We start from the raw sequence: 13,713 nt of genomic DNA, 5'->3' as shown, positions 1-13,713 counted from the left end.
GTCAGTCTGTCTGCAAGGACACAAAGGGATGGTTGACCGGGCAAAGTCAACCATCCCAATTCTTAAAATTTTAGGCTAATTCCCCGAAAATTGTGCGAACTTTCGTGCTGCTCTCACAGGTGAAGCAGGCTGCTTTACACCCTCCAGTAGTTTTCCATCGTCAATTGGTTGCCCAAGTGATGTCGTTACCGGAATAACGCCAGCCCAATAGGGAAGCGCGTAGTCTGGTGCGTCGTCGATGGGTGCACCTTGGCGGATTTTTGCTGAGGCGTGTTCGATCTCTACAGCAATAACGCCGGTTGCGGCTTGCTCTTTTTCAGTCATCGGGCGGGCTTCCTCCCACCGGCCAGGAAGTAAGTGCTCGGTGACCGCTTTAAGCGCATCCCAAGCTTCTTGCTTATCATTTACGAGGCGGGCGAAGCCGTGAATAACTGCAGTTCGGTAATTAACGGAATGATGGAAAGCAGAGCGTGCTGCGACGATGCCATCTATGTGAGTAAAGGTGAGACATACTTTGGAGTCTTTACTCAACTTCTTCACGATGCGCGCCGCCTTGGCTCCGTGAATGTAGATGGTGCGGTCGATCACTGCAAAAGCCATCGGGATGACGATTGGGCGATCTTCATCAATGAAACCCACATGCGCCACGAGAGAACTATTAAGAATAGGCAGGATTGTATCCCAGTCATACTCGGCACGAAGGCTGTTTCTGACACGTGCATACTTGGGCGGTTTGTTGCTGCAGGTGTGCGTTGTTGGAGCGATATCGTCTGTCATTTCATCTGTCATTGTCTTAACCGTTTCTGGTCCCCGGTTTTGAGCATGATCGGCAATATGGGACCAGTTGGCCCGACAAACTGTTGAAGCAAATAAGCTCCATCAGTTTGTCGGGTTTTTTCATCAGAACGCCCTGTTTCTTTGTTGTTGTGAGACAGGGCAGGTTGCGTTGACATGTATTTTTGATAAAACTGGTTCTTTATATAGATCCGCTTATTTTAAGTTTGGGGTGCCAGTTGTTTGAGTTTATTGTGATGATTGATCGTGAGCTGAGCGTCCCGCTGTCTAGTCAGATCTATCAGCAGTTTCGCGATGCGATCCTGAAACGACGAATTCCGGAAGGTGAACGGTTGCCAAGCTCAAGGCAACTGGCTGTGAGCCTTTCTGTTTCACGCAACACAATCAACACGGCCTATGACTTGTTGAGATCAGAGGGGCTGGTTGATGTCCGTTCCGGGGCGCGGCCAGAAGTTGTTGCGTTGCCACAGGTTGAGCGGGGGGCTGTTGAAGGTCTAGCTCATGACAGCGCGCCTGCGTTGTCCTCCAGAGGCAAGCGGTTTGCCCTCAAACATCGGTACTCCAGCGCATCTGGGCGTGGGAATTTGATGCAACCGGGCGAGCCTTCTAGAGAGCTGTTTCCAAAGGAACAATGGGCCCGCAGTCTGCGCCGTGCCGCCCGTTTGCTCAATGGTGATGCGCTTGGCTATGAATATACTTCTGGTATCCCGCAGTTTCAGCGTGTTCTGGCGCAGTATCTTGCGCAAGAGCGAGGGGTCGTGTGTTCGCCCGAACAAGTGTTTGCATTTCCCACAGTGCAATCTGCTCTCTCGCTTATGTCGCATTGTTTTACTGATGAGGGAGATGTGGCGCTGATTGAGGAGCCCGGTTATCTTGGGGCCCGATCCGCATTTATGTCTGCTGGCCTTAATGTGCAGCCTCTTTCAGAAATAAATCAGGTTGAACGTGCCTCTTTGATTTATGTGACCCCCTCTCACCAGTACCCAACTGGACGGCGTATGGAAATGAGTGAGCGTCTAAGGCTTCTCAAGCATGCGCAGGAAAAAGGGGCGGTCGTCTTAGAGGATGACTACGACAGTGAGTTTTTGTTTGAGGGGCGGCCAATTGCTGCGCTTCAGGGGTTGAGTGACCAGCACTCGGTGATCTTTATCGGAACTTCAGCCAAGTCACTTATGCCGGGAATCCGACTTGCCTATGCAGTGGTTCCTAAAGAGCGTGTGAAAGAGTTGGAATTGGCACAACGAGCCTTAGGTTCGCTTGCAAATGTGCATGTACAACTGGCGTTTGCTGACTTTATTGAGAGTGGGTACTTTCGTGCTCACTTGAACAAGATACGAAGTGCATACCATGAAAATGGTGTTGCCTTATGCCAGTTGCTTAGCGCGGGCTTAGGCAATCAAGTTGGGGTTTCGATGCCAACGGGCGGGTTGCAAATGTCTATGTATCTATCTGAAGAGGTTGATGATGTTGCGGTTGCTGACTACATGAACCAACAAGGCTTTGGGGTTAGCCCGCTCTCTGTTTATTATTTGGGAGCGCCTCGCAAGGGCTTGGTTGTTGGGTTTTCTGAGGCCAGTGAAAAGCAGCGTGAGCGCTTCGTGGGTGCCCTTCACAAAGCGCTGGCCTTGTCGGCAGAGCGTGTGCAACTGTAATTCTTTGCTTGACCTTTTTCCGTAGGCTCCTTAGTTCATGCGAACCAGTCGGCTGGACGGTTGCTGCTGCAAGTGCTGAAAGGCCGCAGTGGAGGAAAGTCCGGGCTCCATGGAAACACGGTGCCGGATAACGTCCGGCGAGGGTGACCTTAGGGAAAGTGCCACAGAGAGTATACCGCCAGTGCATGCATTGGTAAGGGTGAAAGGGTGGGGTAAGAGCCCACCGCGTTTTTGGCAACAAAAACGGCATGGTAAACCCCACCGGGAGCAAGACCGAATAGGGGCGGCGCGGAAGTTTACTTCCAGTCATGTTTCTAGACCTGACCGCCCGGGTTGGTCGCTAGAGGTGTTCAGTAATGGGCATCCCAGATGAATTGCCGTCGCGTATGGGTGTAACAGCCTGTGCCTTACAAAACCCGGCTTACAGGCCGACTGGTATTTATTTCTTCATCATGGACGCCTGTGTTTTTGGCACAGGTCTGCTGAACGTGATTGTTGGCACATATGTCGACAATATTACGATGTTTTTATATAGTCAGATCATGCAGGATTCTAAACCCTCCCAAGTGATCTACTTTTGCCATGGCATTCCAGGAAGTGCACATGACATTGCCTTTATTCAGGATAGCCTGCCATCTGGCGTTGAGGTTATTGCTCCCAATCTGCTTGATGTGGAAGGGGACCCCAAAGAGGCTTGTGTTCAGCAGTTTGATGAGATGACTGCTGGTCGAGATCAAGCCGCGATCCACGTTATTGGGTTTTCGATTGGAACGATGGCTGCGGCACATATTGCTGGTGCACGGGCCGATAAGGTGGCAAAGCTCACATTCGTTTCAGCTGCAGCTCCGCTTGGTCTTGGCGACTTCCTGCCCAAAACTGCCGGAGCTCCTGTGTTCAAGGTGGCGCAGTTTAAACCTCGTTTGCTGAAGTTTCTAATTGCGTTTCAAGGGCTTTTCTTTCGGATCGGGCCAGCGCTTTTGCTGAACCGACTTTTTGCAAAGTGCGGGGTGAAGGAAAAAGAACTTATAGAAAAACCTGAGGTTTCTGGAGTGCTGCGTGCAGGACTGGCAAACAGCCTTGTTAAACATCCCGATACTTATGGGGCTTACTTGAAGGCCTATGTGTCTGATTGGTCTGCTGTACTGACTGGCATCCGTTGCCCTACAGAACTCTGGCACGGGTCCGCTGATACATGGTCACCTATCGAAATGGTGTATGCAATAAAAGAAGCTTTGCCGACAGATGGACAATTACACATTGTGGAGGGGGCAGAGCATTATTCCACGCTTCAGGCGCTCCGACTTTAATTTTCGTTTACAGCGAAGTGTACTGGTTTCCCAAGTTGCTCCAGATTTGCTTCCATAGTGGTTACTCTATATCTGTGAAAGGAATTCGCCCAAAGTTTTCGCCTTTTGTTCTGAGGAAATGCCCTTACTGGACTACCTTCACTTGTATCTTAGTAAATACGATGTTCTTCGCGTTCGCTATAGCCGCCCAAAGCACATTGATAATGTGCTTTGGTTTTAGCTGATTTATCTGTGCTCTTCTGGGACCCAATCGGCAGGCGCAGAATTCCAAAATCTATTTGGATTACCCTCATCCATGCCGCGAATGTGTAATGTCCGCAAACAATTTTCCACGAAGATGACAGGTTCTTCATAGGGGTGGCTGCAATAGATTTCTTCAATTACCTGCTCTGCCAGAGCCGCGTCGTTTTCTAAGAAGAAAGACAACTCGATACATGGCACTTCGACAGCATCCGTTGTCGCTGCATTGCGACCACTTCCCAATGATCGGAACTGCTGTATTCCTGCGGCAGTTTTAAAGGTAACGCTATCATAATCGCCATATTTTAATGACGTGATCTTGCATAGATGGTCTATGATATTCTGGGCACTTGGTTCTGGAGCCTGAACAGTAATTCTTAAGCCATGTTCATGGGTAAATCTTTTGGTTTTTAGGGTTGGAAGGGGCATTTTGTTCTCCGGTTATCTCTCATTTGAGATAACTGAATTTGACTGCAAAAGGGAGAACAGACAGTTCGGTCCCGAACGAACTGTTAGGTAAGAGATATGCCTTCAAGACTGTCGTGACTGATCCCAAAATCTCGGTCAAAGGCTTCATATCCAAGAGCCGTTATTTTAAGCGCTCGGCTCGCTTTGCATCGCTCTAACCATTTCTTCTCTAAAGACCTATCCATAAGGGCTGTTGCCAGGGGGGCGGATATATGGTGACGGCGTTCGGTCCAATCGAGGCAGAGTTTTACAGCAGGTTTCTTAGTGTTGTTTATATTCAGCACATTGATATCGATTGCGTGAAAAAATGCCACTCCTTCAGGGGTAACTGAAGCCGAGTCACCTTGTAATAGCAAAGCTCCTTTTGTGATGAGCTGATCTGTAATCAATACGCCGAGCCTGCCTGCAATGTGGTTATAACAACTACGTGCGCGCAGGGCGTCAACTTCAGGTTTGTTTCTGTTCTTAGCGCGGTGTAGGTGATCTGTGGGTGACAGGCCTGCCAGAGTTTCTAAAATACTAGCAACCTCAGCACTTGAAATTCGGTGATAAACATTGCGGCCGCTGCGAAGAGATGCCGTCAATCCTGCTGCTTCCAGTTGCTTGAGATGTGCGCTCGCTGTTTGAGCTGTTACATTGGCGGCGCACGCTAGTTCTTTGTTGGTAAACGCTCGGCCATCCATCATTTCGCAAAGGATTCGGGAGCGGCTGGGGTCAGCTAGTGCAGCTCCGATTATATCAAATCTGGGTTCAGTACTCATCTTTGTACACTAACGTGAGAGTGCAGCAATCACCAGAGAATATGGTGCGTTTGAAGATGTCGCGTGGTTTGCTGGAAATTCGGCTGGAACTGCGTAGATTGTTGGGTGCAAAGAAGCGAATGAGTCTGGGCTCTACGATATGCTGGGCAATGTTTGGGAGTGGTGTTGGGATCTTTATGATCCAGCTGTTTATGGTGACTACCGCGTGTCCAACAGTGGTATTTGGGCTGATGATGAGCGCGGCTGCCTTGCCACCAGCAGGTGGCGTAGTCGTCCAGCTTTTGGTGTTAAGGATCTGGGTTTTCGTATTACGCAGTCAATAAGGTAAGGCTGTTTGTTTCGCTTGTTGAGAAGGCGAGCCTTGATCTGAGATAAATATTGAAATCGTCTTGTAAGGTTGACTGTTTCAATCCGTTCAAGTACCCAAGATTTGAATGTGTATACAACGGGATACAAAAATGGATTTTTGGGTTTGGGTTTCATTTGTACTGATTTCTGCGGCGAATATTGTCACGCCGGGGCCAGCGATCCTCAACACGGTGCGACGGGCTGCGCAGTTGGGGATGGGGCGGGTTTTCCCGACTATCCTAGGTAATACGCTGGGGCTTGCGATTGCAGGTGCATTTTGCGCGGGCGGTGTGGTGAGCTTCGTGCTTACCTCTGAGATTTTATGGAGCTTGTTCCGATGGTTGGGCGTTGGATATCTGGTGTGGCTTGGGCTGAAGTTTGTCTTCAAGCGCGAGGAGATTGATTTGTCAGGTGATGTCAGTGTTTCTGTTTCTGGACTGACACTCTTTTGGGAAGCTTTCTTGCTGGCGGTGACCAATCCCAAAGCGATCCTGTTTTTTGTTGCGCTGTTCCCGCAAGTCATGAGCTCTGAGCTGGCACTGTTGCCACAGGCGAGCATTCTGGTTGCAACATTTTGTGGGATCTCTGTCCTGTCTTTGAGTGGCTATTCTGCGTTGGCCTCGTTGTTGCGGGCGCGTTTTATCACTCAGGCGCGGTATCGCCGGTTTCGTGTTTTATCGGGTTTCGTTCTTTTTGGGTTTGCAGGGAAAATTGCGAGTGAGGTGCGGTAAAAGCGGTTTGCTTTTGTTCTTATGGCAGTGTTCCAACTTGAAAGTTGATGGGGCTTCGCGCAAATAAGAGGGAACTGCAAGGAGACCTTTTATGAGAACCGAATTCGACAGAGAGCTTGAAGAGCGTTTGGTGCGTTATGCTGCTATTGATACGCAGAGTGATGAAACGTGCCCGGATTCTCCAAGTACGCAGATCCAGCTTGATTTGCAGCATGTACTGCGTGCTGAGCTGATGGAAATTGGTGCCAGCGATGTTGTGTTGACAGAGTATGGTGTTGTGCTTGCAACCATTCCTGCAACAGTTGATGGCGACATACCAGTTGTTGGGTTGGTGGCGCATGTAGATACGGCTCCGGCGTATCATGCTGTTGGTGTGAAGCCGGTTGTTCATCGTGAGTATGATGGTGCAGTGATTTCGTTTGCTGATGCACCTGAACTTTCGTTGTCGCCTGAAGTGTCCTCGTATCTTGCAAGTAAGGTTGGCGATGACATTATCACCGCCAGTGGTGCGACGCTTCTTGGTGCTGATGATAAGGCAGGTGTTGCTATCATCATGTCTCTTGCCCGTCACTTGCTGGCAAACCCGGATATCAAGCATGGCAAGCTGCGCATTGCGTTTACGCCTGATGAAGAGATCGGGCGCGGTGTTCATGATGATTTGGCAAAAGATTTTGGTGCTGATTTTGCCTATACATTGGATGGCGGCAGAGTTGGTGAGCTGAACTACGAGAACTTCTGTGCTGATGGTGCCGTTGTTAAAATTGCTGGTGTGTCTGTGCACCCCGGGTATGCGAAAAATAAATTGGTCAATGCGTTGCACCTTGCAGGGAAGATCATCTCTACTTTGCCGCAAGCAACGATGACGCCGGAAACAACAGATGGCCGAGAAGGCTTCATCTTTGTAAGCGATATGCAGGGCACGGCTGCTGAGGCTGAATTGCACTTCGTTCTACGTGACTTTGAGTTGGAAGGCCTTGAAGCAAAAGCAGATCTTTTGGAGCAAGTCTGTGCTGCTGTACAAGCGACTGAACCGCGCGCCACAATCACCTGCGACGTCAAACAGCAATATCGCAACATGCACCACTGGTTGCGTGAGGATATGACCCCGGTTGATCTGGCAAAAGCTGCGTATGCAGATGTTGGGCTTACGGTTTCTTCCAAGCCTATTCGTGGTGGAACTGATGGCTCTGTATTAACGGCAGAAGGCATTCCTACTCCAAATATCTTTACTGGAATGCAGGAGATTCACGGGCCGCTTGAGTGGATCAGTGTTCAGGACATGGCGCTTGCAACGCAGGTCTGCCTGAAACTTGTTGAGCGGGTTGCAAAGTAAGCTGCCGTTTTTTCAGCATGTGAGACTTTAAAAGCCGCTGGCTATCTGGCCGGCGGCTTTTTCTTTGCCGGACTTCTCTTTCCTGTCGCCTTGAGTAGGCTTTGGAAGGAGGGGCATTCTAAATGAGAGGGAGCAGGACAGTCGGCGACATGATGAAGAGCATTTCGTAATGTTGTTAGTTCTTTGATGCGCTGGTCAATCTGGTCGGCCCGCGCTCGTATCTGGTCTCTAGGGAATTGTAGCTGACCGTTGTCAGTGAACATTCCCAGGATATCAGCGAGCGAAAACCCCGCAGACTTAGCAAATGCAATGAGGGAGAGCTTTGTCAGAGTTTGCGGTTCGTATTGCCTGCGAAGGCCGTGTCTTGTGACGGACTGGATTAAGCCAACTTCCTCATAATAGCGCAGGGTTGAAGGCTTTACCCCGGAGCGCTCAGTAATTTCTCCAATATCCAGCAGTTTCATACTTGACCTCAAGTTGACTTGAAGTCGTATCATGATCCCAACTGAGTAATTTTGCAAGAGGGATCCAAATGAAACAGCAAGGAATAGTGTGTGAGCAACCGGTGTGGCGCGACCCGCGCGGGATTGCTTTGCTTCTGGCTGCAACACTGACTGTGATGGCAAACGCGACCATAAGTCCGGCGTTGGCTGGATTGGAAAAAATGTTCATGCATGAGCCAAATGCAGCGCTGTTGACGCGCCTTCTGGTTTCAGCGCCGTCGTTGACGGTGGTGATTTTTGCGCCGCTCTCCGGGTTGGTTGCTGACCGGTATGGCAGGAGAAATTTGTTGCTGGCCGGCGTGTGTTTGTTCATTGTCGCTGGCAGCTCGGGCCTGTTCATGCCAAGCCTTATGTCAATGCTGATGGGCAGACTGGCGCTGGGTGTGGCCGTCGCAATGGTGATGACAGCGCAAACTGCGTTGATTGGAGATTATTTCACGGGCCATCAACGCGGCGCTCTGATGGGGCTTCAAACATCTGCGCGTAATTTTGGTGGCTTGGTGTTTATCACGGCTGCTGGGGTGATGGCCGTTACGTCACCAAGGCTGCCCTTTGCCGTTTATGGGCTGGCTCTGCTCTATCTGCCGTTTTTATGGCGATATATTGTTGAGCCTGGTCTGCAAAAGCCGAAAACGGAAAATGTGACACAAGTGCAATCTGATGGGCACCCTGCGTGGGCTTGGTTGATTGCTGCTTTGGCTGTTGTGCAGATGCTGACGAATATGATGTTCTTTCTTATGCCGACGCAGTTGCCTTTCTTTTTAGTGGCACGCGGGTTTGAAAGCGCGAGCGTCACGGGTGCTGCGCTGGGTGTATTGATGCTTAGCGGTGGCACTGCTGCGTTGCTTTACGGAAGGATAAAGTCGCAGATCGGGTACGGTGGGGCTTTTGTCCTTGGGTTTGGCTTTATGGCGCTGGGGCTGTTCGTTCTTACTGTGCAGGAAGACTATGCCGTGTTTCTCGGCGGGGCAGCGGTTGGCGCTGGCTATGCACTTGCAATGCCGAATTTCTCGGCGATTGCCCTTCTCATAGCTCCTGCTGCGCGGCGTGGCATGGCGGGTGGTGTTCTCACATCCTCGGTCTTTTTAGGACAATTCCTCTCCGTGTTCGTTAGCATACCGCTCATTGCAGCTGTTGGATTTGAGGAAACATTTCAGATTGTCTCGATCGCCCTGACGATGATGGCGATAGTTGCTTTGAGTTCACGCCTTTGGAGTGGTGTCTTTAGAATGCCTAAGGCCCTTGCTGGTTCGTAGGCTGCTCATATTCGTATGTAAGGTGGTTGTGTTTGGGGTAGGGTTTAGCCCCTGCCAAGATGTGAACTGTCTTTGGGGTTTAGAAGCTGGCGAGGTTGCCAGCTTCTTTTGTTTGTGTGGTAGGCACCCATCAGCAAAAACATTCAGGATCAGTTTTTTGGTCATGTCAGAGCGGTGGCTCTGAATTTTTGGGCAGGTGTGGGCTGCTATGGGAAAGCGCCCCACTTTTTGTCTGGTGCTGATGGGATCTCATGGTTCGGGCTGTAAATCGACGTTTTGCTCGGGGCGTGACGGGCTGAATTTCCGCAGGAAAGTTGACCCTATTTTATACGCCTTATCTCCAAAAGCAGTGGGTACTCTGGGTTGTAGGCGCAGTTCGAGCGTCGCTAACGACTAGAAGACCCTGCGTAAATCCTTATCAATACTTCGTTTACCATAATTGGTGATAACTACCAGATCTTAAGGGGTATTCTTTTCGGTTTGGGTGATTGGGTTCATTGACGACCCATGCTATCCCATGGTATCCCATAGGCTCCCGGGGAATTCCGGTGTGTACTTCAGTAATATTTTTGTTCTTGGCTGATTTTAGTGCGGGCTTTTCCTGAGATGGAGGGCCGCATGTTGTGCCGGTGTCAGATCTAAAAGATCTGGTTCCTGCAAAGAGGGGACCCATGACTGGCTTTGTTTCGCACTTCACCAACCGGGTGGATGCTAAGGGTCGTGTATCGATCCCTGCACCCTTCCGCGCGGCGTTGGCGAAAGACGGTTTTGAGGGTCTTTACTGTTTCCCATCTCCTTTTCAGGAGGCGGTTGATGCAGGAGGAAACGGCCTGACTTCAGAAATCCAAAAACGACTAGATGCGTTTTCAACGCTTTCGCTGGAGTACGATGCTCTGTCCACGGCGCTTTACGGTGCTAGTGAAACCCTGAAGATTGACCGTGATGGGCGGATTGTTTTGTCTGAGATGATCCGAAACCACACTGGTATTGACGGTGAAGTTACGTTTGTCGGGCAGGGCTTTAAATTTCAGATTTGGGAACCTGTGAGGTTCGCCAAGCACCGCGACGAGGCCATGAAGCGGGCGCTTGCAGTATTGTCTTCCGGCGGGGCGCCGGGGACAACAGCCGGAGGGGCATTATGATGACGGGCGGCGACGGAGAAAAATCCGGTATCGCTGGCGGACCAGCACGTCACATCCCAGTCCTTCTGGAACGGGTGCGGGAGGCAATGGCCCCCGCGCCGGGTGATGTGATTATTGACGGCACGTTTGGTGCCGGTGGTTACTCCAGAGAGTTTCTTGAAGCAGGGGCTAGTGTTATTGGCGTTGATCGTGATCCAGATGCGATCCGCGACGGTCGCGCTATGGAGCAGGCCTTTGACGGGCGTTTGAAGCTTGTGCATGGGCAGTTTGTCGATCTTGCCGATCATGCGCAGGCGCTTGGTTATGATGCCGTTGATGGTGTGGTGATGGACCTTGGTGTGTCATCGATGCAGCTGGATCAGGCGGAGCGGGGGTTTTCGTTCCGGTTTGATGGGCCGCTTGATATGCGTATGGAGCAGGATGGACCAAGCGCTGCGGATGTGGTCAACACCATGGAACGGCGGGACCTGACGCGTATTATTGGGATGTTGGGTGAAGAAAAGCGTGCTTCCAGTGTCTCCCATGCCATTTGTCAGGCGCGCGAAGAGAAACCTTTTGAGACGACGCTTGAGCTTGCTCGCGTTATTGAAAAGGTGGTGAAGCGGAACCCGAAGAAGGCCAGTATTCACCCTGCTACGCGGACATTTCAGGCCTTGCGCATTTATGTGAATGGTGAGCTGCATCAGGCGGCGGGCGCTCTGGCTGCGGCTGAGCGCATTTTGCGACCGGGTGGGCGCCTTGTTGTTGTGACGTTCCATAGTCTGGAAGATCGCATCGTAAAAAGGTTCCTTGCTGATCGATGCAAAACCCGCAGTGGCGGGTCGCGTCATATGCCGGAGATGGATGTACCGCCTGCTACCTTTGAGTACATCGTGAAAGGCAATCAGGATGCCAGTGCTGAGGAGATTGCTGATAATCCGCGTGCACGCTCTGCTCGTTTGAGAGCGGGCAGACGTCTTGATGCGCCAGCGCGTCCATTAGATATTCATAGTGCGGGCGTTCCGCGTCTTGCTTCATTCCACGGACTAGGGGGCTAGGCGATGCTGCGCTTCATCAATCTGTTCTTTGTTGTTGCTGTGGTTATTGGCGCTGCGCTCGTTTACGACATCAAGATGTCCAACGAGAACCTTGCCGATCAGGTGCGTCAGCTCTCCGCTGAAATCTCCAAGGAAAAGGATGAAATCCGCTATTATAAGGCGCAGTGGAGTGTATTGAACCAGCCTGGACGTCTGCAGGGCATTGTGGATCGCTATAACGATATTTTGAAGCTGGAGCCATTGCGCGCAGAGCAGATTACGACCTTGCGTGCGCTGCCTGTAAAGCCGGTGTTGATGGAACCGGTTTCTGCTGATGCGATGAGCGGTTACGCCAGTCGCGTTACGTCCGTACAATAGGAGGGGTTAGTGGCCAAAATAGCTGATAGCTCTTTTTTGAGGCGCACCAGTAGCATTAAGAAGCACGGTACAAGTGCGATCCGGCTTCGTGGTCCGGGGCGTTCTCGTATTTTCTTTGCTATGACGATTTTTGTGCTTGTGTATGGGGCAATTGCTGGTCGGCTTATTTTGCTTGGCTTGCAAGATGGTGACCCGGCAAAGCGGTTTTTGGCTGCCCAAAATACTGTTGCTCAAGCGCGCCCGGATATAGTTGATCGCAACGGAGAAATCCTTGCGACGGATATCAAGAGTGCTGCGCTGTATGCTGAGCCACGCAAAATTCCCGATAAAGATGAAGTCTTCGATGGCCTGATCTCTGTGTTGCCCGAGTTGGATAACCCGACGATTAAACGGCGCCTTGAAAGTAATGCGTTGTTTACATGGCTCAAGCGAGAGATCAGTGTTGAGCAACGCCAGGCGATCCATGCTCTGGGGCTTCCGGGCGTTGGGTTCCGTCAAAGCAATAAGCGGTTTTATCCAGGTGGGCAGACGGTCAGCCATATTCTAGGAACTGTGAATGTGGACAATCAGGGTCTGTCCGGCATGGAGAAATATGTCGATCAGGCTTGGTTGAAAGACCTTCAGGAGCTTGGCTTTACGCAGGACCGGATGATGGAGCCGGTTGAACTCTCCGTTGATCTGCGTGTTCAGCACGCGGTGCGTGATGAGCTGCGCCGCTCTATGGAGTATTACAAGGCTAAAGCGGCCATGGGAGTGGTTTTGAAGGCGGATACAGGTGAGGTCATTGCTATGATTTCACTTCCTGATTTTGATCCCAATAACCGTCAGCAAGCACTCGAAAAAGAACGTATGAACCGCGTGACTGGCGGTGTGTTTGAGATGGGGTCGATCTTTAAAGGGATCACCGTTGCTATGGCGCTTGATAGCGGGACGGTGAAGCTGGAAGATAGCTTTGATGCGACGAAGCCCATTCGCGTGGCGCGGCAAAAGATTGATGACTACCATGGTAAGCGCCGTGTTTTGTCTGTGCCTGAGGTGTTTATCTACTCCTCGAATATTGGCACTATCAAGATGATGCAGAAGGCAGGGGTTCCCGCTCAGCAGGAATTTTTGAAGAAAATTGGCCTGACGCAAAAAATGAAAACAGAGATGCCTGGTGTAGCGCGTCCGTTGTTGCCTCCAAAATGGAATGAGCTTGCCGCAATGACCATTTCGTTTGGTCACGGATTGGGTGTCACTCCGCTACAAATGGCTGTCGCAGGTGCGACCCTCGTCAATGGCGGTAAGTATATCGAGCCGACGTTCCTGCCTCGTACCAAAGAGCAAGCCGATGAGCTGGCGACGCAAGTGATTTCGCCTGAGACCAGTGAAATCCTTCGTTATTTGAATCGTGAGAATGTGCTGCGAGGTTCCGGGCGGCGGGCCGCTGTACCGGGGTATGATGTTGGCGGAAAAACGGGTACGGCGCAAAAGGTCGTCAATGGTCGTTACGTGGAGGGTTTATATCTAAACTCATTCATGTCCGCCTTCCCGATGTCAGATCCAGAATACCTGGTGTTGATTACGTTGGATGAGCCGCAAAAAGTAGAAGGGCAGCACTACGCCACTGCTGGCTGGAACGCTGTGCCCACCACTGCATCTATTATTCGAAGAATTGCGCCCATGCTGGGCGTGGTACCTGATTTTGCAGACGACGCGGAGACAATTCCGGTTTCCTATCAGAACCGGAACTAGACAGGAGAGGTGAATGAGGCAATCCACGGTCTATTTGGGGAAATTTGAT

The 13,713-nt window shown here is 51.0% G+C and carries 14 protein-coding genes and 1 other RNA gene; 11 read left to right on the top strand and 4 right to left on the bottom strand.

The annotated features are described in order from the left end of the window. Positions 1–75: 75 nt before the first annotated feature. Positions 76–789 carry a pyridoxamine 5'-phosphate oxidase family protein gene (locus tag BMZ51_RS14085; RefSeq protein ID WP_068002473.1) on the bottom strand — a complete coding sequence of 238 codons (714 nt, stop codon included), beginning with the start codon at positions 787–789 and terminating at the stop codon, positions 76–78. A gap of 224 nt (positions 790–1,013) precedes the next feature. Here BMZ51_RS14085 and pdxR point away from each other — a divergent pair, with 224 nt between their 5' ends. The 3 genes from pdxR to BMZ51_RS14070 all read left to right on the top strand — a co-directional run bounded on the left by pdxR (position 1,014) and on the right by BMZ51_RS14070 (position 3,754). Continuing rightward, complete coding sequence (gene pdxR, locus BMZ51_RS14080) at positions 1,014–2,447, top strand: MocR-like pyridoxine biosynthesis transcription factor PdxR (protein ID WP_208979480.1); 1,434 nt, start codon at positions 1,014–1,016, stop codon at positions 2,445–2,447. A gap of 44 nt (positions 2,448–2,491) precedes the next feature. Next, positions 2,492–2,887: RNase P RNA component class A (gene rnpB / locus BMZ51_RS14075), an RNA gene on the top strand. Between the two features lie 102 nt (positions 2,888–2,989). Then, positions 2,990–3,754 (top strand): alpha/beta fold hydrolase, encoded by a 765-nt coding sequence (locus BMZ51_RS14070; protein ID WP_082825555.1) that lies wholly within the window; start codon positions 2,990–2,992, stop codon positions 3,752–3,754. Positions 3,755–3,979: 225 nt separating this feature from the next. Here the strand turns inward: BMZ51_RS14070 and BMZ51_RS14065 are convergent, their stop codons facing one another. Both BMZ51_RS14065 and BMZ51_RS14060 read right to left on the bottom strand, forming a co-directional pair. Next, on the bottom strand, positions 3,980–4,423 hold the full coding sequence (locus BMZ51_RS14065; RefSeq protein WP_068002471.1) for a YqfO family protein: 444 nt from the start codon (positions 4,421–4,423) through the stop codon (positions 3,980–3,982). An 83-nt stretch (positions 4,424–4,506) separates the two neighbouring features. Continuing rightward, positions 4,507–5,223 (bottom strand): ArsR/SmtB family transcription factor, encoded by a 717-nt coding sequence (locus BMZ51_RS14060; protein WP_074882112.1) that lies wholly within the window; start codon positions 5,221–5,223, stop codon positions 4,507–4,509. Positions 5,224–5,362: 139 nt separating this feature from the next. Here BMZ51_RS14060 and BMZ51_RS24315 point away from each other — a divergent pair, with 139 nt between their 5' ends. The 3 genes from BMZ51_RS24315 (at position 5,363) to pepT (ending at position 7,635) form a co-directional block, all read left to right on the top strand. Continuing rightward, positions 5,363–5,551 (top strand): SUMF1/EgtB/PvdO family nonheme iron enzyme, encoded by a 189-nt coding sequence (locus tag BMZ51_RS24315; protein WP_074882110.1) that lies wholly within the window; start codon positions 5,363–5,365, stop codon positions 5,549–5,551. A 130-nt stretch (positions 5,552–5,681) separates the two neighbouring features. Beyond that, a complete protein-coding gene (locus BMZ51_RS14050) occupies positions 5,682–6,302 on the top strand; it encodes a LysE family translocator (protein WP_068002464.1) in 621 nt (206 codons plus the stop codon). A gap of 91 nt (positions 6,303–6,393) precedes the next feature. Next, the gene (gene pepT, locus BMZ51_RS14045) at positions 6,394–7,635 is read left to right on the top strand and encodes a peptidase T (RefSeq protein ID WP_068002461.1); all 1,242 of its coding nucleotides are present in this window, start codon (positions 6,394–6,396) and stop codon (positions 7,633–7,635) included. 41 nt (positions 7,636–7,676) lie between these two features. Here the strand turns inward: pepT and BMZ51_RS14040 are convergent, their stop codons facing one another. Then, positions 7,677–8,099, bottom strand: a complete 423-nt coding sequence (locus BMZ51_RS14040; RefSeq protein ID WP_068002457.1) for a helix-turn-helix domain-containing protein — start codon at positions 8,097–8,099, stop codon at positions 7,677–7,679. 68 nt (positions 8,100–8,167) lie between these two features. On the opposite strand from BMZ51_RS14040, the gene BMZ51_RS14035 reads away from it, so the two are divergent. From BMZ51_RS14035 to BMZ51_RS14015, 5 genes are all read left to right on the top strand, one after another. Continuing rightward, positions 8,168–9,394: an MFS transporter gene (locus BMZ51_RS14035; RefSeq protein WP_068002454.1), complete on the top strand. Its 1,227-nt coding sequence runs from the start codon at positions 8,168–8,170 to the stop codon at positions 9,392–9,394. A gap of 671 nt (positions 9,395–10,065) precedes the next feature. Beyond that, positions 10,066–10,536 carry a division/cell wall cluster transcriptional repressor MraZ gene (locus BMZ51_RS14030; protein ID WP_068002451.1) on the top strand — a complete coding sequence of 157 codons (471 nt, stop codon included), beginning with the start codon at positions 10,066–10,068 and terminating at the stop codon, positions 10,534–10,536. After that, positions 10,536–11,573, top strand: a complete 1,038-nt coding sequence (rsmH, locus tag BMZ51_RS14025; protein WP_175485034.1) for a 16S rRNA (cytosine(1402)-N(4))-methyltransferase RsmH — start codon at positions 10,536–10,538, stop codon at positions 11,571–11,573. Before BMZ51_RS14030 ends, rsmH begins: the two co-directional genes overlap by 1 nt. Positions 11,574–11,576: 3 nt before the next feature. Next, a complete protein-coding gene (gene ftsL, locus BMZ51_RS14020) occupies positions 11,577–11,930 on the top strand; it encodes a cell division protein FtsL (RefSeq protein ID WP_068002445.1) in 354 nt (117 codons plus the stop codon). Between the two features lie 9 nt (positions 11,931–11,939). Beyond that, entirely contained in the window at positions 11,940–13,664 is a 1,725-nt protein-coding gene (locus BMZ51_RS14015; protein ID WP_068002442.1) for a peptidoglycan D,D-transpeptidase FtsI family protein, read from the top strand. Positions 13,665–13,713 lie beyond the last annotated feature (49 nt).

The organism is Pseudovibrio axinellae (genome assembly GCF_900110875.1).
GTDB classification, from domain to species: Bacteria; Pseudomonadota; Alphaproteobacteria; order Rhizobiales; family Stappiaceae; genus Pseudovibrio; species Pseudovibrio axinellae.
This window is presented reverse-complemented; position numbering and strand designations above follow the sequence as displayed.

Excerpts from the sequence above, each read along its gene's own strand:
- BMZ51_RS14085 (WP_068002473.1), bottom strand. The coding sequence starts at position 789 with ATGACAGATGAAATGACAGACGATATCGCTCCAACAACGCACACCTGC.
- BMZ51_RS14070 (WP_082825555.1), top strand. The coding sequence starts at position 2,990 with ATGCAGGATTCTAAACCCTCCCAAGTGATCTACTTTTGCCATGGCATT.
- BMZ51_RS14065 (WP_068002471.1), bottom strand. The coding sequence starts at position 4,423 with ATGCCCCTTCCAACCCTAAAAACCAAAAGATTTACCCATGAACATGGC.
- BMZ51_RS14060 (WP_074882112.1), bottom strand. The coding sequence starts at position 5,223 with ATGAGTACTGAACCCAGATTTGATATAATCGGAGCTGCACTAGCTGAC.
- BMZ51_RS24315 (WP_074882110.1), top strand. The coding sequence starts at position 5,363 with ATGCTGGGCAATGTTTGGGAGTGGTGTTGGGATCTTTATGATCCAGCT.
- BMZ51_RS14050 (WP_068002464.1), top strand. The coding sequence starts at position 5,682 with ATGGATTTTTGGGTTTGGGTTTCATTTGTACTGATTTCTGCGGCGAAT.
- pepT (WP_068002461.1), top strand. The coding sequence starts at position 6,394 with ATGAGAACCGAATTCGACAGAGAGCTTGAAGAGCGTTTGGTGCGTTAT.
- BMZ51_RS14040 (WP_068002457.1), bottom strand. The coding sequence starts at position 8,099 with ATGAAACTGCTGGATATTGGAGAAATTACTGAGCGCTCCGGGGTAAAG.
- BMZ51_RS14035 (WP_068002454.1), top strand. The coding sequence starts at position 8,168 with ATGAAACAGCAAGGAATAGTGTGTGAGCAACCGGTGTGGCGCGACCCG.
- BMZ51_RS14030 (WP_068002451.1), top strand. The coding sequence starts at position 10,066 with ATGACTGGCTTTGTTTCGCACTTCACCAACCGGGTGGATGCTAAGGGT.
- rsmH (WP_175485034.1), top strand. The coding sequence starts at position 10,536 with ATGACGGGCGGCGACGGAGAAAAATCCGGTATCGCTGGCGGACCAGCA.
- ftsL (WP_068002445.1), top strand. The coding sequence starts at position 11,577 with ATGCTGCGCTTCATCAATCTGTTCTTTGTTGTTGCTGTGGTTATTGGC.